Genomic DNA, 18,121 nt, shown 5'->3' on the forward strand with positions numbered 1-18,121 from the left:
AGTAATAAAGGGAAGTGAAAGCTTTCCTTTATTTTGAATCCATTTACGCGTAAGTTAAATCATCACTGGAGGTTTAAATGACCAAATCTGAACTGATTGAAAAGTTAACTGATAAGTTAAGTCACTTGTCTGCTAAAGATGTAGAGCAATCAATTAAAGAAATTCTTGAAATGATGGCGCAAACTCTGTCTAAGGGTGACCGTATTGAAATTAGAGGTTTCGGTAGTTTTTCACTACATTATCGTGCTCCGCGTATTGGACGTAACCCTAAAACAGGTCAATCTGTAGAGCTTGAGGGTAAGTATGTACCTCACTTTAAGCCTGGTAAAGAGTTACGTGAAAGAGTTAATCTTTCTATTGCTTAAGTAGTTATAAGAGTTTATTAAGCTCTATGCTTTCAAATGAAATGGCATGCTATATAGCGTGCCATTTTTTTATATTACACTTTATTAAAATATAAGAGTTTATTGTGCGTTTATACTTAACGGTTATTTTATTTCTTATTTTTTTGGCTATAGCTTTCGTGTTTGGTAGCCAAAATGACCAAATGCTGACACTTAACTATTTAATTGCAAGAGTCGATATTTCGGTTGCTGCAACAGTGAGTCTTTTTACTATTATTGGTTTCATTCTAGGTTTATTATTTTGCCTATTATGGAAGTTAATCAATGTAGTTTCCCCTCGAAAATCATCAAAAAATAATTCTTAGGACTTTTATATGGAATGGCTTTTTTTATTGTTACCTGTAGCTGTAGCATATGGTTGGTTCATGAGAGGTAATAGCCTCAAACAAAATGTTTACACAGAAAAAGAAGAATTATCAAAAAAGTATTCTACAGGTCTAAATTATCTATTTTCAAATCAACAAGATAAAGCGATTGATTACTTACTTGAAGCATTAAAAGTTGAAGACGATTCAGTTGAAGCTCATTTTGCAATGGCAAACTTGTTTAGAAAACGCGGTGAGCTTGATCGCGCATTAAAAGTACATGAACATTTGGTTAAACAAAAACATCTTCCAACGAATGCGCAACAACAGGCGGTTTTTGAATTAGGAAAAGATTTTTTAAGTGCCGGTTTATATGATCGTGCTGAAAATATGTTTAATCAATTATTAAAATCTAAAGTATACGGGCTAAAGTCATTAAGTTTTTTGATGCAGATTTATCAGTCAACAAAAGATTGGCATCAAGGTATAAAGTTAAAAAAATCTATTCTTAAAACTAAAGATAAAAAGCTTAAACATAATTTAGCTAATTTTTACTGTGAATTAGCAACCACTGCTTTAGCAAAGGATGAGTTTATTGAAGTTATAGAGCTGTTAGAGAATGCCTTAGCTTTAGATCCTGATTCATGCCGTGCTAATTGGTTAATGGCTAAAATATACGAAAATCATCAACAATATGATGAAGCTAGCCAATGTTATCGTGATATTTATAAACAAGACAAAGAGTTTTTTCCTGATGTTATAACTAAAATGCAACATTGTTATAGTGAATTGGGTGAAGAAGAAGAATTTTATAAATTTATAAGACAAGTTTATGAAGAAACAGGAAGCTCAAGTGCTTTGATAACTTATCTTGAATACCTTGAAAAAACATACACATTAAATAAAGCGAAAGAGTTTATCTTACTAGCTTTAAAAAGAAGACCAACTATTCGTGGTTTTAAGCACTTTGTTAAAATGCAAATGACAGAGTCAGAACAAGAAAGCGCTACCGAACACTTAGATGTTATTAAAGAACTCATCTCTGAATATTTAAAGCTTAAACATAGATATAGCTGTAGAACGTGTGGCTTTAACAGTAGTACACATTATTGGTCTTGTCCGTCATGTCATGATTGGGAGCAGCTTAAACCAGTTAGAGGCCTCGAAGGCGAATAATTACTCCTTTTCTGTGTTTTAAAGTTCAACAGCTGCATCGAAAGTACCCATTGACTAACGTCAACTCAGTGTTTTCTCTTTGCTCTAGAACTTTAATACTTTGAAAAGTGTAATTATGATTTTTATATTTTTTGAATGTACGCTTGATTAAAGAATTAAAGAATTAAAGAATTAAAGAATAGGGAACTCCATGTTTGATCCAAAAGTTGTTGTTGCATTAGATTTCGATAAAAAAGCAGATGCATTATCATTTGTTGATAAAGTTCAGCCGAGTGATTGTCGCTTAAAAGTAGGCAAAGAAATGTTTACTTATTTTGGTCCTGAGTTTGTAAAAACATTAACGAATAAAGGCTTTGATGTTTTTTTAGATTTAAAATTTCACGACATTCCTAATACCGTAGCAAAAGCGGTTAAAGCTTCTGCTGATTTAGGCGTATGGATGGTTAATGTTCATGCCAGTGGTGGTAGTAAAATGATGATTGCAGCTAAAGAAGCGTTAGTTTCTTATAAGCAAGATGCGCCATTGTTAATTGGTGTTACGGTATTAACAAGTATGGGACAAGATGATTTATTAGGTTTAGGTATTACTAAAACGCCTGCAGAGCAAGTTATGGCATTGGCTACGTTAGCGAACCAAAGTGGTTTAGACGGTGTTGTATGTTCGGCTTGGGAAGCTGAAGCATTAAAACAATCTCAAGGTAAAGAGTTTAAGTTAGTAACCCCAGGTATTAGGCCTGCCGGTTCGTCTGCTGATGATCAAAAAAGAATTATGACGCCAAGAGAGGCTATTGATGTTGGAGTCGACTATTTAGTTATCGGTCGTCCAATAACAAAAGCAATTGATCCTCATAGTGTTTTACAAAGTATTAACGCTTCGCTTATATTTTGATCTCCATGATAAAATGAATAATAAACTTAAAAATGGATTAATTAGGTTCGCTAATTAATCCATTTTTGTCATTAAATTAAATAATCCAAATCGCCGCTAATATAAAAGTAGCAATCCAAATTGTTTCAACCATCATTAATACTATAGGTTTAAAACCAACACATTTAAGTTTGGCAAAATTTGATTTCATTCCTATGGCGGTTATTGAAACAACCAAAGCAAAGCGTGAAAAATTCGTCGCCGGCTCTAAAATAATTTCAGGTATAGTAATAAAAGAATTAATGAGCATTAGTATGATAAAGGCGATTAAAAATCCTGGAACTTTAGCTGCTTTAGCATTGCTATTATTTGTATTTCTATTTAATTTAATAATAAATAACATAGCAAGTACAACCGGCATTAAAAAGCTTACTCGTACCAATTTAACAAGTGTTGACATATCACCGGTTTCTTCAGAAATAGAATAACCAGCCCCTACAACTTGTGCTACATCGTGTATCGTTCCACCTAAGAAAAATCCAGAGTCTATATCGTTTAACCCTAAATAAGTCACTATAATAGGGTATACAACCATGGCAATTGTCGATAAAGACGTAACACCAATGATCGTGACTAATGTGTCTCTTTCTTTGTCTTTATGCTCTGGTAGTATCGCTGTAATGGCCATTGCTGCAGAAGCACCACATATAGCAACTGATCCCCCTGTAAGAGCACCAAAGCTTTTACTTAACTTAAACTGTTTTGATAATATAACACCTAGGCAAATGGTACTTGCGATGGCTAATACCAAGATAACAATAGCTTCCCAACCCAAAGATACAAGGTCGTTTAGGGCTATCCTTAAACCTAATAAAGCAACACCCACCCTTAAAATAAAAGTCGCAGCAAATTCAATTCCTTTTTTACAAGGTGAATCTTCGTAAAGAAAGGACATTGCTATGCCTAATAATAACGCAAATAACATGGCTGGAGCACCGTAGTGCTCACTTAAAAAAAGAGCGGCTAACCCAGTAATGGTAGTAATACCAATACCGGGTAATAGAGCCTTTATATTCATAGCTATACCTTATTTTTGGCCTAATACAACAAGTACTTTACGTTTCGTGTTGCCTGAATATGGTCGCCTTCCATGCATCGCCAAATTGTTATCAACAAGTGCAACATCACCATTTTGCCAATCAATATCAAAAGACAATGATTCAGATATCGAAACCACTTTGTCTAAATATTCTTTACTAAATAGCGTATCATCACCAAAGCATAAGGCGACAGAAGGATCTTCCTTAACACCATTCCAACCTTGATATGCAGCTATAACTTGATTGAAAAATACTTTTCTATTATTTTTTAATGTTCTAATTGCGGGTAAGGCTGCTGTTTGAGCTTTTAAAGAGCCGTCTTCTAGCCATTGCCATGAATAACCTAACTCTTTTAGTTTATCTTCGGCTTCTTCAACATTAGAAACGCTTAACGTACTTCGCCAGCTTCTTCCTTGACCCGATTCCGGTTTATCTTCACTCGGCATGAATGTAGTATATTTGATGCCTACTTGTTCAAGTTTATTTGTTGTTTCAGCATCATACTTTATTAATTGATTATACATTTCGTCTGAACGACAAACTACTGTTGCACCACCTTGATCGGCAGCTTCTTCACAAAAAAGTGATATTCTTCCTGGGTAAATAGGTGTTTGAGCCATTTCATTATGCAAATATATTTCTACATCTTTAGGAGCTTCATTTGCGGTAAATACATATTCGGTATAATTAATCCGTACCGCGTTAGATAGAGATTCTTTATATGTAAAGTTAGGGTATTTAAAAGCAGAAAAAAAGTCGTCGTATGTTTGCGCATCTTTAACGGGAAAACCTCTAAATAACAATGCACCGGTATAGCTGAGCTCTGTTTCTAGTGCCGTTAGGTTTTCTGATATCCATGTTGTTGCTTCTTCAATTGTTTTAATTGAACCGTCGTTTACGATAATAGCAGGAAATTCATCTGCTGAGTTTCTTAGGTTTTCAATCATATTACTTATATAAGCCATAAATATTCCTTAATCGTAAATAGGGTAAAATTTATTGAAAGCTGCTTCGCAGAAATCACCTGGATCATTAAAGCGTTTATTTGCATTTAATTGTGAAATACTGTTCATTTCGTCTTCAGTTAAACTAAAGTCGAAAATACTAATATTTTCTTTTAAGCGATTGAGGTTGCTACTTTTAGGAATGATTGAGCAACCACGTTGAACCCCCCAACGTAAGACTATTTGTGCTGGTGTTTTATTTAATCGTTCAGCCGCTTTAATCACGACAGCTTGTTGTAGTACTGATTCACTTTGGTTTGCCATATCTAATTCAACATAAGAAAGGGCACCTAAAGGAGAAAATGCCGTTACACTTAAATTATAACTTTTGGCTAATCTTATTAATCTTTCTTGAGTAAGATAAGGGTGAGACTCTATTTGAAGTTGAGAAGGCTTTATTTTAGCGTAAGCCATTAAGTCGTTGAGTAATCCTGATGTATAGTTACAAACGCCAATCTCTTTTACTAAGCCTTTTTCAGTAAGTGCTTCCATAGCCTGCCATGTTTCTTGTAATGAAACGGGCTCTATTAACATTTCAGGTGTTTCAGCTTTAGGGTCGAATATCCACTCAGGTGGATAACGAGTTTCAAATGGAACAAAAGGTTGAGCTATTGGGAAATGTATTAGATATGAATCTAAGTAAGTTAATCCTAAGTCTGATAATGTTTTCTCTAATGCAGGTTGTACATGCTCTTTTGCATGGTAGGTGTTCCATAACTTAGAGGTTATTTTTAAATCTTCACGAGTACAAATACCTTCACTAATTGCACGGGCTATACCTTGACCTACTTCAATTTCATTACCGTAGTCACAAGCACTATCTAAATGCCTATAACCTATTTTTATGGCATTATATACAATGTCTGCGCATTCAGACTGTGGAAGTTTCCATAAACCTAAGCCAACTTTATAAATATCTTTGCTGTTCATTGATACACCTTTGTCTTATAAAATAACTGATATTATATATCTTATATAAGACTGGTTTTTTGTCAAACGCTATTTATATAAATAATCGTTAAATTAGTCATAATACCCATTGCAATAATGAAATGGTGGTAATAGGGGGATGACTGCTTACATAAGGTCAACTAAGTAGTGATATTTATCAGAACGACAACGCGTTATTCTATATTCAATGAGCTTACCTTCAAGAGAATATGCTAAACGAGTAAAAGCAAGTAGTGGATCGTTTATTGAAATATTGAGTTGCTCGGCATCGCTTTTATTAGCAAGAATAGCTTTAATTCTATCTGCTATCTTCTGAACGGTATGACTGTAGTTAGTTTGATAAAAATGATAAAGCGTGTGAGGGATTTCAACTTCGTCTATCAAACCTTTAAAGTATTTTTTCGGTAGGTAAATATCTTCTAATATACAGAGTTCATCATCAATTTTTCGTTTACGTGATAATACAATAACTTCTTCATCGGGCTGTAAGTTTAAGTTATGAGCTATTTCACCTGAAGCAAGTATTATCTTACGTGAGATAGTTTCTGACATGGGTAACTCAGGTTTTTTACCGTCCGCTACAATAGGAAAAAATTTATATAATGCATTTTGACTAGTACGTTCAGATACAAAAGTACCAACCCCTTGTTTTCTTTCTAAAATTTGATTCGTTGTTAACGTGTTTAAAGCTTTTCTCACTGTTCCTTGACTGACTTTAAACTCATCAGCAAGTTGAAATTCATTTGGAAGCATTTCTCCTGGCTTCCAACGTTGCTCAACAATAAGCTGGGTAACGTATTCTTCAACTTGTTTATAAAGCGGTTGGTAAGAAGGGCCATTAGAGCTAAGCTTGCTTTCAAATTTATTTTTTTTCATTGGTTTATAACAATTAGTCTTTAGGATGAATGTAGTTACATAAATTAGATTGATTATATAAGTAAATACCATGAAACAATACAATTAACAAAATATATTATTATCAGTATCTGGCTTGCTAAAAGAAATATTGACATACGTGTTGTAAAATTAGTATCTTTTTAGTCTTATATAAGATATCTTTTTATGAATTGATCTAATAGTTGGAGTTTAACTATGTCCGAATTTTACGTAAACAGTCCTCAATGGAATGATATGAAACAGCTTACTATTATAGGTAAAGCTAAAATCAAAAATAATGTAATAGAGCTAGTGTCAAATGAAGGATTAATCCGCATTTCTTTACTGAATGTTGGTGTACGTTTTCAAATAGGGGTAGAGAGAACTTATGATTATGAAATGATCAAAAACCAGCCTGAAATTGTTGAAACAACCCTAGAAAGTTTTGATGATAAATCAATTATTGCAGGTGGTGACTATAAACTTGTTATCGAACATTCACCTTTTACCTTCGTACTAAGCCAGTTTGATAAAGTGATCCAGTCAACACCTAAAGATGGTCACTTTGTTAGACAATACAGACTACCACCATTAGCTAAAGTTGAAGACAAGTGGTTCATGTCGTTTGAATTAGGCTCAAGTGAACCTATATACGGCTTAGGTGAAAAGTGGGGGAAGTTAGATAAAAGAGGGCAGTTAATTCGTTCGTTTAATCATGATGCATTAGGCGTTAATGCTGAAATATCTTATAAAAATGTTCCTTTTGCTTGGAGTCCAGCAGGCTGGGGATTATTCGTTCACACACCATCTCCCGTTACCCATGGCGTAGGGTATGCTCCATGGTCACAGCGTTCTTACGGATTGCTTGTAGAAGATAATTACGCAGATATATTCTTATTACATGCTGACTCCAGTGTGAATATGCTTGATATATATACCAATATAACAGGTAAAGCGCCAACGCCTCCAGATTGGAGTTTAGGCGTTATTTTATCTAAAGCTTATTATAAAGATGTACCTGAATTAATGAGCACAGCAAAAGCTGTACGCGAGCATAAAATGCCATGTGATGTTATTACTCTTGATGGTAGAGCATGGCAAGATACAGACACACGTTTTGCTTTTGAATGGGATAAATCTAGATACGATAACCCAGCTAAAGTGATCAGTGATTTAAAAGCGATGAACTTTAAAGTGTGTATTTGGGAATACCCAATGATTTCAGTTGAAAACGACTTATTTGATACATTAGATAAGAAAGGTTGGCTGATTAAAGATAAACGTACAGGAAAGTCGTTTCAGTATGATTGGGATATGAGTGCATTTGGCGAAGTACTTACACCTTTACCTAAATCAGGCATATTAGACTTTACTCATACTGAAGCTTATGAGTTTTGGTGTGCAAGCCATAAACCGCTATTTGATCTTGGTATTGATATGATCAAAGCCGATTTTGGCGAGCAAATAGAAGACGACAATATGTTGGCTCATAATGGTGAATCAGGCCAAGCTTTACATAATATATATACTTTGTTGTATAACCGATGTGTTTATGAAGCTGCTCAACGTTATAGCAAAAATGGACCTTTTCTCTTTAGTCGTTCAGCATGGATTGGCTCGCAAAATTACCCAAGTCAGTGGGGAGGAGATCCTCAAGCAGATTGGGGTGGGTTAGCTGCCAGTTTACGTGGCGGAATTTCTTGGGGCCTTTCGGGTTCTCCTTTTTATGCAACAGACGTTGGCGGTTTCTATAAAGATACTCGTGACGCAGAGCTTTTTGTTCGCTGGATACAAGCGAGTGTATTTTCAGCTCATATGCGTTTACACGGTATTGGACAAAGAGAACCTTGGACATACGGCGTTGAGGCTGAAAGCGCTGCAAATCAAGCTTTAAAGCTAAGATACAAATTATTACCTTATATTAAAAATACGATGCAACAAGCAACAGAAACGGGCTTACCAGTACAAAGAGCTATGGTGTTGTCTTTTCCAAATGATAAAGCGTCTTGGCACTTTGAAGATCAATATATGTTTGGTGATGATTTACTTATTGTTCCTTGTTTACAACCGGGTGGTGAGGTTGAATTTTACTTACCTGAAGGTGAATGGAAAATGATGGATGATGTTCAAAAACGTTCATTTACCGGTGGTAAAGTACATAATTTAACATTGGAATTATCAGAGATTGCGGTGTTTGCTCTATCAGGAAAAAATATTCCATTAGGTGATGAAATACAACATACAGATGAAGTCGACTCAATTAGCTGTGTTACTTCTTATTGGGCTGTTTAAAGCTTAAAACCAAAAATAAACATAAAAGGTTATTCGTTTTTAAGTAATCAACCTGAGTTATTACGTAATAATTCAGGTTATTAGTTATGATTTTAACAATGTGTTAATCAGCGCTTTATTTGCGTGGTTGGCTCTATTTTGTGTAATTAATAACTAGACGTTACTTAAAAATAATAACTATATAAACTTGGAATTATTCAAACATGTCATCAATACAAATATTCTCAACGCTTGCATCATGTCTTTTCTTTATGGGAGTTGTAGCGTGGATTTCTTACCAAAAAACGAAAGGTGAAACTGACTCAAAAGATGGTTATTTTCTTGCTGGTAGGGGATTAACAGGCGTTTTTATTGCGGGTTCCATGTTATTAACTAACTTATCAGCAGAGCAATTAATTGGGTTAAATGGCTCTGCTTATATGTATAACTTAAGTGCTATGGCATGGGAAGTTACAGCTGGGTTTGCCACCATAGTCATGGCATTAGTTTTCCTACCTAAATATCTAGCAGGCGCTTTTACAACACTACCTGAATTTTTAAAAACTCGTTTTGATGACTCAGTAAGACGTATGACAGTCGTTTTATTTATGGTGGGTTATGGACTTATCACTATTCCATCTGTTTTATATGCTGGCTCTGTTGCTGTATTAAGATTGTTTGATATACCAGAGTTACTCAATTTAAGTTATGAATTAAGCTTAGTACTTACGATAGTTGTTGTAGGTAGCGTAGGGGCATTATATGCCATATTTGGCGGCTTAAAAGCGGTTGCAGTATCAGATACCTTAAATGGTGTCGGTTTACTTATTATTGGTATTTTAGTCCCTATACTCGGTTTATCTTTATTGGGTGGTGGCGATATTAGTGCGGGTGTTCACACTATTTTAAATGACCATACTGAAAAGTTAAATGCGATAGGTGGAGAAAACGATCCTGTTCCTTTTGGTACTATTTTTACAGGGATGATCTTCGCTAATTTATTTTACTGGTGTACTAATCAATATGTTATTCAGCGAACATTAGGAGCTAAAAATTTAGCAGAAGGACAAAAAGGGGTCTTGCTATCAGGTTATTTTAAACTTCTTGTTCCTTTTCTAATGATGCTTCCGGGAATTATAGCGTTTCATTTATATCAAGGTGAGCAGCTTCAGTCATTCGATTTGGCATATCCTCAATTAGTTAAAGATGTGTTACCTAATTATATGTCAGGCTTCTTTTTAGCTGTATTGTTAGGCACTGTATTTAGCTCATTTAACTCTTTATTAAATAGTGCAGCAACGCTTTTTTGTTTAGATGTCTATGCGCCATTCAAAAAAGATAAGGTAACAGACAAGCAACTTATTAAAGTAGCTAAAATCGCCAGTGTCGTTATTGCTTTATTCTCTTTTATTGTTGCTCCATTATTGATGTTTGCGCCAGAAGGTTTGTGGCAAATAATACGTATATTTACAGGTTTTTATAATATACCTGTGATCAGTATTGTTTTAGTTGGTTTTTTTACTGCAAAAGTTCCTGCTATTGCGGCCAAAATTGTAATAATTTTTCATGTGATCACCTACGGGGTTTTAAAGTTTATTATCGATATCGATATCAATTTTATTCACATTTATGCCATTTTATTCGTTGTTGAAGTGAGTATGATGCTGATTATTGGGCATTTATATCCAAGAAAAGGCAGTATTATCTTTAACACGATAGGCACAGTTAATTTAGTGCCTTGGAAATATGCGCAGCCAGTTGCTATCACATTAGCAGCCCTTATTGTGCAATTATATTTACTTTTTTCACCTATAGGCTTGGTTAATGGAATGAGTGTTTATTACCTGCCTTCTAGTTTGAGTCTGTTACTGCTTAACATTATTTTATGTAGTATCGTGATCCATAAATGGAACGTTAAATATTCTAAAAACAGGGATGTATCTAACAATTAAAAATATTTAAAATGTTACATTTTTAACTGTTTACAAGCGTTAATTGTTGATATTTAAGTATTTTATTTGATTTGTGTCTTATATAAGATATTAGTTGTTTTATCTTTGTTAAGGGTGTAGTCTAAAATTAGAATATTCATAGTTAACTAAAATAAGTTGCTAAAAAAAATAATAAAAGCACTGAATAATGAATATCAATTAAAAAAATTAAACAACAAGTAAAAACGGGGAACTATTATGACGAATAAAAAAAACAAGCTTTCTTTAGCTATTCTGTCGGCATTAGCCATAACAAATGTGGCAATGCCAGTATATGCAGAAGAAAGTAAAAAAGACGAAGGACTGGAAACTATCACAGTAACGTCGCAAAAACGTGTTGAACGAGTTTCAGAAATTCCAGTAGCGGTTTCAGTTCTGAGTAGCGATCAAATAGACTCATCTTTTTCAAGTAGCTTTGAAGGGCTTCAAAACTTAGTACCTTCAGTAAGCTTTAAAAAAGGTACAACAAGTCGAAATTCAGCCATTACTGTTCGTGGTATTGGTACCATTTCATTTAGTGTTGCAGCAGAACCTAGTGTATCTACGGTAGTAGATGGCGTAGTTTTAGGCCGTTCTGGACAAGCTTTTACTGATTTATATGACTTAGAACGTATTGAAGTTTTAAGAGGTCCACAAGGTACTTTATTTGGTAAAAATGCTTCTGCTGGCGTTGTAAATATTACCACAAAACGTCCTTCTGGCGAAACTGAAGGTATGATTGAAGCTACTATGTTTCAAGGTAATGAATATAAAATTAAAGGTAAAATTCAAGGTGAGATAAACGATAGTGCCGCAGCAAGTATTGTTGTTACTAAGTCGGGCTACGACGGCAATATTTATAACGTTTATAACAACGAATATATAAATGGTTACGACAAGCAAGGCTTTCGAGCTATGCTTGATATGGAATTATCGTCAGATACTAAAGCACTCTTTATTTTTGAAAGTGCAGAATCAAATGACGATTGTTGTGCTGATATAGAAGGTTTGCCGAGTGGACGTAATCCAAGTTCAAAAGCGGCACCTAACAGTAATGGTATTGTAAATGGTGTGGCAGATCTTGATCTTAATCAACGTCAAGTTGATCATGATTTTGAATCACGCACTATTGACAACACTACCGCATTTTCTGTCCAAATTGATAAAGATTTAGGTGATTATACTTTAACATCAATTACAGCATACAGAGAGTGGGAGAACATTGAATATCGAGAAGGTGACTTTACTTCAATTGCGGGTGACTCAACAGATCTCGTCACTTTTGATAATACGCCTCCTTTTCAACTTCATGATGTAGGGCCACAAACATGGCGTCAGTTTTCACAAGAAGTTCGTATAGCATCACCTCTTGGAGAGAAATTAGATTGGCAAGCAGGTGCATTCTTCTGGAAAATGGACTCGGAACGTAATTTCACACGTGATGCAAGTTGTCAAAATAACGGTGGTCAACTAAATGAAGCAATCTCAAATTATTTATCAACCACGCAAGGTATTAATTCTCCTACAGAAACTGAAGTGTCTGACTTTATTTCAGCAGAAGGAATTACTTGTAATGCTAATGATATAGTTAGTGCTACAGCTTATATGCATACAGAGTTTGTTAACTGGGCATTATTTGGTGACGGTAAATACCATTTTTCTGATGACTTTAGATTATTATTTGGTGCACGTTATACACATGATGAAATTGATTTTACTCATACCCGAATTAGCAATGATTTATATGGCCGACGTGGTGTTGGTGTAAAACCGGCAACGGAAAATACTGATTTTGCTGGAGGTACTGATAATACAAATACCTCGTTTAAATTAGGCGCTCAATACGATATTAATGATGACAGTATGATATATACAACTTGGTCTCAAGGTTATAAAGGACCTGGTTTTAACGTTTTCTATAATATGCAAGAACAAGATACAGCGCCAATTGCCGAAGAAACTAACGATGCATATGAAATTGGTTATAAATATGCTTCACACGATTTTATGTTTAATGCCGCAATATTTAAAACTGAAATAGAAGGCTTTCAAGCAAATAACTTTGATAACTCAAGTGGTGTAACATTAACGCGTTTAACTAATGCTGGTAATGTATCAACACAAGGCTTTGAATTTGATTTTGTTTGGCAGGCAACGGACAATTTAACACTTTCTGGTGGCGCTGCAAAAGTTGATGCAGAAATTGATGATTTTTTCTGTCCAATAGGTGAAAGCTGTACTGACCGTTCTGGTTTAGATGTTCCATTTTCACCAGATTTAAAATATTCATTAGCGGCTGAGTACGTTAACGAACTTGATGGTATGAATATTATCTGGAATGCATCGTACGTTTATACCGATGAACAAGTGGCTACTTTACCTAGTAATATTGGGGAGTTTGGTCCTGAAGTCATATTACCTGATTATGCTTTATTAAATGCAAGTGTTGCTTTTTCGTTTAATGACGATAAGTACCGTTTTACATTAATAGGTAAAAACTTAACTGACGAGCAATTCTTTACTAGTTACAGTGGTGACGGTTTTAGATATCAAGTACCACGTGACGCTGATAGATACTTTGGTGTTCAATTTAGAGCGAGCTTTTAATTATATCTTTACTGTAGTAACAAGTTGATCAATTTATTATTCAAATTGATATAAGTTATAAATATAACTAGCCTGCGTAAGCAGGCTTTTTTATTTCCATACATCGAGTTGAGGTAATACCAATTCCATTAAGTTTGTTCTCAACTCAGAGCTACATTAGCGAGCTTAGAACAAGCAAAATTATTTAGACATAGTTATTCTATATTTCATTAATTTTGTGCCGTAATAAGTTTGCTATGAGCTCCCAAGGGCGAGTTTAAAAGGCTTATATGCGGCGTTATTGATTTTGACAAGGTTCCTACACGGCTGTAAGACATTAGGGTAAGGCAGGTGCAGTTACCGAGAATAACCATTCTCTTCAATTAATGCCTTACCTTTAAGTCTTTTAACTCTCGCTGAGAGGAAAAAAACTTAATGGACTTGGTATTATTTAGTGTCAGCCTGATTTGCAGGAATAAACTCGCCATAAAAGTTGTCAGGCAGTTTTCCGTTAACTTGCTCTGAGAGCCACTTTAAATAGGCTTGTATAGGTAATGCTTCAGAATAGTAATATCCTTGGCCAATATCACATCCGAATGCCGTTAGTGTTAATTCATCTTCTTTCGTTGTAATACCCTCTGCAACAACTTCTAGGCCAACACCTTTTGCCATTTTTACGGTTGTTTCTGTAATGACTTTTCGTTTATTGTCGTTATGAATATTCTCAATGAATTGTTTATCTATTTTAAGCTCTTGGAATGGGAGCTTGTCTAGATTAGCTAGTGAAGAATAGCCCGTACCAAAGTCATCAATACTCACGGTTACACCAAAGTTTGTGAACTTTTCTATGACTTGTACTGCGTGCTCATTTTTTGCGATATTAGCAGATTCGGTGATCTCAAAAATAATCTTATCAGCAGGTATAGGAAAAAGATTTAAGATATCAACCATTTGCTGATAGAAGTCTTTAGAAATGAGATCTATGCCGCTAATGTTAATAGACACCATATGATTTTTATAGTCTTCCATAATTACACTATGTTGTGCTAACGATTGTTTAATCACCCAAAGGGTAATTTTATTAATGAGCCCCATATCTTCAGCAACAGGAATAAATACCGTAGGAGAAATAAAGCCTTGAGTAGGGTGATTCCAACGTATCAAACATTCGCTCCCGCACACTTTACTCGTTTTAAGATCTATTTGAGGTTGGTGATACATTTCAAATTCATTATTTTGCAATGCGAACTGAATGTCTGATGCGAGCTCTAATAAAAAAGTTGATTTATCAGGCGTATGAGTTTGATAAAAAGCCCATTTTTCAGGAGTCGTTTCTGCTTGTCGAATAGCGAGCACGGCATTTTTAACTAAATCTTTACTGGTTAATCCATGAACAGGATAGTGGGCTAGTCCAATAACACCCGTTAACGATAAATTCAGATCTTTAATGATGTAAGTTTCACTGATCACTTGCTGAACTGATTGTACAAAAACTTCAGGCGATGTATTTAGCGCGTCTATGTTAATAATGAAGCCTAAGCACTTACCATGGATATAACATAATTTTTCATTGTTTAAAGTGAGTGGGATTACCGCATTATTATTTTTAAATAATAGGCTTAAGTTATTGTTAAGACGTTTAAATAAAGAAAATACCGTAGAGTCATCTACGTAGTGTTTTATTTTTTCTATATGTTCAGGTTGAACAACAACAACGCAAAAACTTTGTTTATTTGAGAAGGATTGACTTAAATGTTTAATGGTTTTAACTAAATTTAATTGTCTTGGTAAACCTGATTGAGCGTGATGACTTAAATAATGTAATTTATCTTGTTCATTTTTTCTCATTCTTTCAGCTAAGGCTAAAGTGATAAAACCAATTTGAGCCATAACGCCTAACATAAAAGCATTTTTACTTAAAAAAGAAGGAGCTATACATCCTATAGATAACATATGTTGGATTATAGAACCTATAAGAAAAGGTAACCAAGAAACATAATAAAATTTAGCCCATACGAGCTTTTTATGCAGGTTTTTTAACACAATAATTAAACAAAGTGCACACAGGAAAGATTGCACGGCTAATGTGATATTAGTTTTGTTGAAAGACAGAAGGTGGCTTCCTAAAACCAAAAAAACAATGATGATAAAGCAAAAAGTTAAATGGGCTCTATATTGTTTTCTATGAATCATATTATCTTGCAAAAAATACAAAGAAAATATAATAAAAAAGATGTTTAGCGAATACTGAAAATACAAATTATGTTGATTTAACCATAGCTGAGTATCATTTGAAAATATAAAGTAACCATAGGTATTCATGGTTGAAAAAACTAAAAAAGTAGAGAGCAAATAAGCGATAAACGTAAAATACACTTTATCTTTAGTGGACAAGAAAAGAACCATATTATGTACAGACATAAGTAAAACAATGCCGATAAAAGCGCCAAATATAGCAATAGAATAGTGTATGCGTTTATTAAAACGTTCAGCATTAAAAACCTTAGCAGGAGATAATTTTCCTGTGCTAGTTTTAAGCTGTAGTAAAAATGTTGCGGATTCTTGTGGCTTTATAGAAAAAATAATATGTGGGAATACTTGCTGAAACACTGAACGGTTTCTTGTTATTTCTGTTGTTGCTTCAATATTTGTTGCGACTTGATAGCTTGAAATAATATCTTCTGGCAGCGCGTCAATTTGTAAAACACGTGTTAGTACTTCTGACGTTGTATTATTAACCGTGAGCTTTAACCAATAAAAGCTATTACTTTTAATATTTACGTCAACAATTTCTTTTTTATTGAATAACTCTTGATGGTTAAGTGCGTATTTTACGCTGACTTGCTTATTATTAATTAAATAAAGAGACTCAACCGATATCTCTGGTGAATGTATATTCGTGGAATGATCTAATTTCCATAAGTTTTGCGCTAAAAACCAAACGACTAATGACACTGAGAAAATAAAAAAGAAAAGGATAAACGTTTTAAACGTTCGGCAAAGTTGTTCTAAAAAAGAAATTATACGCATGAGAAAAAGAAAGCCTAAATACTAAGAAGTCATTTTATGTACCTTCCTTAGTATTTTTACGATTTCTAATATTAACGTTTTAAGTCGATTATTGCACGGTGAATCAGCATTTAATTGAATGGTAATGGGTATAATACTTCCCCATAGCTTACTCGATTAATAATAAGTTATGGGGAGGAGCTGTCAGGTTAATTACTAAGCCACTGCATACCTGTCGCGAATCTATCTTCAAAACCTTTCCAAGGTTCGAAAGTCTTGCCGTCAGCTGTTTTTTGATTCGAACTTTCAGATAAATTAAGAAATTCACATCTATCTGTTTTTTGTTTTACATGGCAATCCATTAAAGCTAAAGCAAAGTGCTTATTTATATTGTTTAACTTAATTGTACTCCATGAGCCTTCTAGATAGTGTCCCATATCAATACTATCAGCGTAAGATACTGATGGAGCAGGGTGAGGGGCTATATTATGTCGAGCGTTTTCGTAAGTTAATAAGTATTTATTTTGTGAACCTGTTTGGTTATATAAGGCTTTGATGCTGGTGTAATCAGAAATATCATCTAAGTTGCCTGCTAAATACATAATAGGAGTTTTAATAGATTTAACGCTTTCAGGATTGAACAAACCATATTGACTTCCCCAAGGAGCAAAAGCCATTGCTGCTTTCCACTTTGTGCTCACAACAGTATTAGTATATTGGCCTCCAGCACAGCTGTTCAGTACAGGGATGATTTTTTTTATTTGTTCAGGATCTTTAATTCCAGTGAACATAGAGGCTGTTTTTTCATTAAAATTATAACATCCGCCTATCGTATTTACTGCGCCGTAACCGCCCATAGAATATCCAATTAGACCAACATTTTCTGTATCAATAACGTTAGATAGAAAATTGTCACTTGTGGTGAAGTAGTTTGATGTAAATTGTTGATCACGAGAGCGATTAAGTAATGTACTTACAAAGCCTGCATAGGGGGCTTTTTTCACATCTATTTCAGCTGTAGTTGAGTCTGTGTGGTCAATTGAAGCTACAATGTAGCCATGAGACGCTAAATGTTCACCTAGATAAAACATTAGTGTTCTATAGCCTGTATAGCCATGAGATAAAACAATGAGTGGATATTTTTCAGTTTCAGTTGAGTTAACTTCAACATCTCGGTAAGCATTGGCTTTGAGTGAAAATGGCAGGCCTAATTTTGTTTGGTTTTTGTAAACGGTTTTAGGTGCGTTTTGTACAAAGGATTTATCACTTGGATACCAAACTTCTATTTTAAGTTCTCGGTCTTTTAGTGTTTGGCTAACAGGATCTAATTGTCCTGGATTTACAATGGTAAGAGTTTTTACGCCAACAGGGTAATCACCTTTAACAGATAACTCTGGAGCAATACTTGCGCTTACTTGAGGATAAAGTTGCTCAGCGTTAGTATAAGTGTCAGCATTTGCTACCTCTTTTGGTAATGCGTTACTTTCGGTGTTGTTTTTTACTAAGTTTTGACTACATCCTGCAATAACTAAGCTAGCAGACAATAAGCTAAAACTTAGTAGTACATTTTTAATAAGCATGAGTTTTCCTTAATTGATTTT

At 34.4% G+C, this 18,121-nt stretch carries 13 protein-coding genes; 7 read left to right on the plus strand and 6 right to left on the minus strand.

Translation table 11 applies throughout. The features are described from left to right. Positions 1–77: 77 nt before the first annotated feature. The 4 genes from ihfB to pyrF all read left to right on the plus strand — a co-directional run bounded on the left by ihfB (position 78) and on the right by pyrF (position 2,774). Positions 78–365, plus strand: coding sequence for an integration host factor subunit beta (gene ihfB, locus AC0L5Q_RS01230; RefSeq protein ID WP_076419052.1), 288 nt, complete (start codon positions 78–80; stop codon positions 363–365). A gap of 182 nt (positions 366–547) precedes the next feature. Beyond that, complete coding sequence (locus tag AC0L5Q_RS01235; RefSeq protein WP_473618244.1) at positions 548–709, plus strand: hypothetical protein; 162 nt, start codon at positions 548–550, stop codon at positions 707–709. 9 nt (positions 710–718) lie between these two features. Then, the gene (gene lapB, locus AC0L5Q_RS01240) at positions 719–1,885 is read left to right on the plus strand and encodes a lipopolysaccharide assembly protein LapB (RefSeq protein ID WP_473613778.1); all 1,167 of its coding nucleotides are present in this window, start codon (positions 719–721) and stop codon (positions 1,883–1,885) included. A 190-nt stretch (positions 1,886–2,075) separates the two neighbouring features. After that, positions 2,076–2,774: an orotidine-5'-phosphate decarboxylase gene (gene pyrF / locus AC0L5Q_RS01245; protein ID WP_473613782.1), complete on the plus strand. Its 699-nt coding sequence runs from the start codon at positions 2,076–2,078 to the stop codon at positions 2,772–2,774. Positions 2,775–2,850: 76 nt separating this feature from the next. Here pyrF and AC0L5Q_RS01250 read toward each other — a convergent pair whose 3' ends face one another. From AC0L5Q_RS01250 to AC0L5Q_RS01265, 4 genes are all read right to left on the minus strand, one after another. Continuing rightward, positions 2,851–3,831 (minus strand): YeiH family protein, encoded by a 981-nt coding sequence (locus AC0L5Q_RS01250; protein ID WP_473613785.1) that lies wholly within the window; start codon positions 3,829–3,831, stop codon positions 2,851–2,853. A 9-nt stretch (positions 3,832–3,840) separates the two neighbouring features. After that, complete coding sequence (locus tag AC0L5Q_RS01255) at positions 3,841–4,818, minus strand: TauD/TfdA family dioxygenase (RefSeq protein ID WP_473613788.1); 978 nt, start codon at positions 4,816–4,818, stop codon at positions 3,841–3,843. A gap of 9 nt (positions 4,819–4,827) precedes the next feature. Then, positions 4,828–5,787: an aldo/keto reductase gene (locus tag AC0L5Q_RS01260; protein WP_473613794.1), complete on the minus strand. Its 960-nt coding sequence runs from the start codon at positions 5,785–5,787 to the stop codon at positions 4,828–4,830. A 147-nt stretch (positions 5,788–5,934) separates the two neighbouring features. Next, on the minus strand, positions 5,935–6,684 hold the full coding sequence (locus AC0L5Q_RS01265; RefSeq protein ID WP_473613797.1) for a GntR family transcriptional regulator: 750 nt from the start codon (positions 6,682–6,684) through the stop codon (positions 5,935–5,937). A gap of 216 nt (positions 6,685–6,900) precedes the next feature. On the opposite strand from AC0L5Q_RS01265, the gene AC0L5Q_RS01270 reads away from it, so the two are divergent. The 3 genes from AC0L5Q_RS01270 to AC0L5Q_RS01280 all read left to right on the plus strand — a co-directional run bounded on the left by AC0L5Q_RS01270 (position 6,901) and on the right by AC0L5Q_RS01280 (position 13,532). Next, positions 6,901–8,976, plus strand: coding sequence for a glycoside hydrolase family 31 protein (locus tag AC0L5Q_RS01270; RefSeq protein ID WP_473613801.1), 2,076 nt, complete (start codon positions 6,901–6,903; stop codon positions 8,974–8,976). A 203-nt stretch (positions 8,977–9,179) separates the two neighbouring features. Continuing rightward, positions 9,180–10,907, plus strand: a complete 1,728-nt coding sequence (locus AC0L5Q_RS01275) for a solute:sodium symporter family transporter (RefSeq protein WP_473613805.1) — start codon at positions 9,180–9,182, stop codon at positions 10,905–10,907. A 237-nt stretch (positions 10,908–11,144) separates the two neighbouring features. Beyond that, on the plus strand, positions 11,145–13,532 hold the full coding sequence (locus AC0L5Q_RS01280) for a TonB-dependent receptor (RefSeq protein WP_473613809.1): 2,388 nt from the start codon (positions 11,145–11,147) through the stop codon (positions 13,530–13,532). Positions 13,533–13,958: 426 nt separating this feature from the next. Here AC0L5Q_RS01280 and AC0L5Q_RS01285 read toward each other — a convergent pair whose 3' ends face one another. Together AC0L5Q_RS01285 and AC0L5Q_RS01290 are read right to left on the minus strand one after the other, a co-directional pair. Next, a complete protein-coding gene (locus tag AC0L5Q_RS01285; RefSeq protein ID WP_473613813.1) occupies positions 13,959–16,541 on the minus strand; it encodes an EAL domain-containing protein in 2,583 nt (860 codons plus the stop codon). Positions 16,542–16,729: 188 nt separating this feature from the next. After that, entirely contained in the window at positions 16,730–18,100 is a 1,371-nt protein-coding gene (locus AC0L5Q_RS01290) for an alpha/beta hydrolase family protein (protein WP_473613817.1), read from the minus strand. Positions 18,101–18,121: the final 21 nt, after the last annotated feature.

It is taken from the genome of Pseudocolwellia sp. G5-9, from assembly GCF_055808995.1.

Excerpts from the sequence above, each read along its gene's own strand:
- AC0L5Q_RS01265 (WP_473613797.1), bottom strand. The coding sequence starts at position 6,684 with ATGAAAAAAAATAAATTTGAAAGCAAGCTTAGCTCTAATGGCCCTTCT.
- AC0L5Q_RS01275 (WP_473613805.1), top strand. The coding sequence starts at position 9,180 with ATGTCATCAATACAAATATTCTCAACGCTTGCATCATGTCTTTTCTTT.
- AC0L5Q_RS01255 (WP_473613788.1), bottom strand. The coding sequence starts at position 4,818 with ATGGCTTATATAAGTAATATGATTGAAAACCTAAGAAACTCAGCAGAT.
- AC0L5Q_RS01290 (WP_473613817.1), bottom strand. The coding sequence starts at position 18,100 with ATGCTTATTAAAAATGTACTACTAAGTTTTAGCTTATTGTCTGCTAGC.
- AC0L5Q_RS01260 (WP_473613794.1), bottom strand. The coding sequence starts at position 5,787 with ATGAACAGCAAAGATATTTATAAAGTTGGCTTAGGTTTATGGAAACTT.
- lapB (WP_473613778.1), top strand. The coding sequence starts at position 719 with ATGGAATGGCTTTTTTTATTGTTACCTGTAGCTGTAGCATATGGTTGG.
- AC0L5Q_RS01285 (WP_473613813.1), bottom strand. The coding sequence starts at position 16,541 with ATGCGTATAATTTCTTTTTTAGAACAACTTTGCCGAACGTTTAAAACG.
- ihfB (WP_076419052.1), top strand. The coding sequence starts at position 78 with ATGACCAAATCTGAACTGATTGAAAAGTTAACTGATAAGTTAAGTCAC.
- AC0L5Q_RS01270 (WP_473613801.1), top strand. The coding sequence starts at position 6,901 with ATGTCCGAATTTTACGTAAACAGTCCTCAATGGAATGATATGAAACAG.
- AC0L5Q_RS01235 (WP_473618244.1), top strand. The coding sequence starts at position 548 with ATGCTGACACTTAACTATTTAATTGCAAGAGTCGATATTTCGGTTGCT.
- pyrF (WP_473613782.1), top strand. The coding sequence starts at position 2,076 with ATGTTTGATCCAAAAGTTGTTGTTGCATTAGATTTCGATAAAAAAGCA.
- AC0L5Q_RS01280 (WP_473613809.1), top strand. The coding sequence starts at position 11,145 with ATGACGAATAAAAAAAACAAGCTTTCTTTAGCTATTCTGTCGGCATTA.
- AC0L5Q_RS01250 (WP_473613785.1), bottom strand. The coding sequence starts at position 3,831 with ATGAATATAAAGGCTCTATTACCCGGTATTGGTATTACTACCATTACT.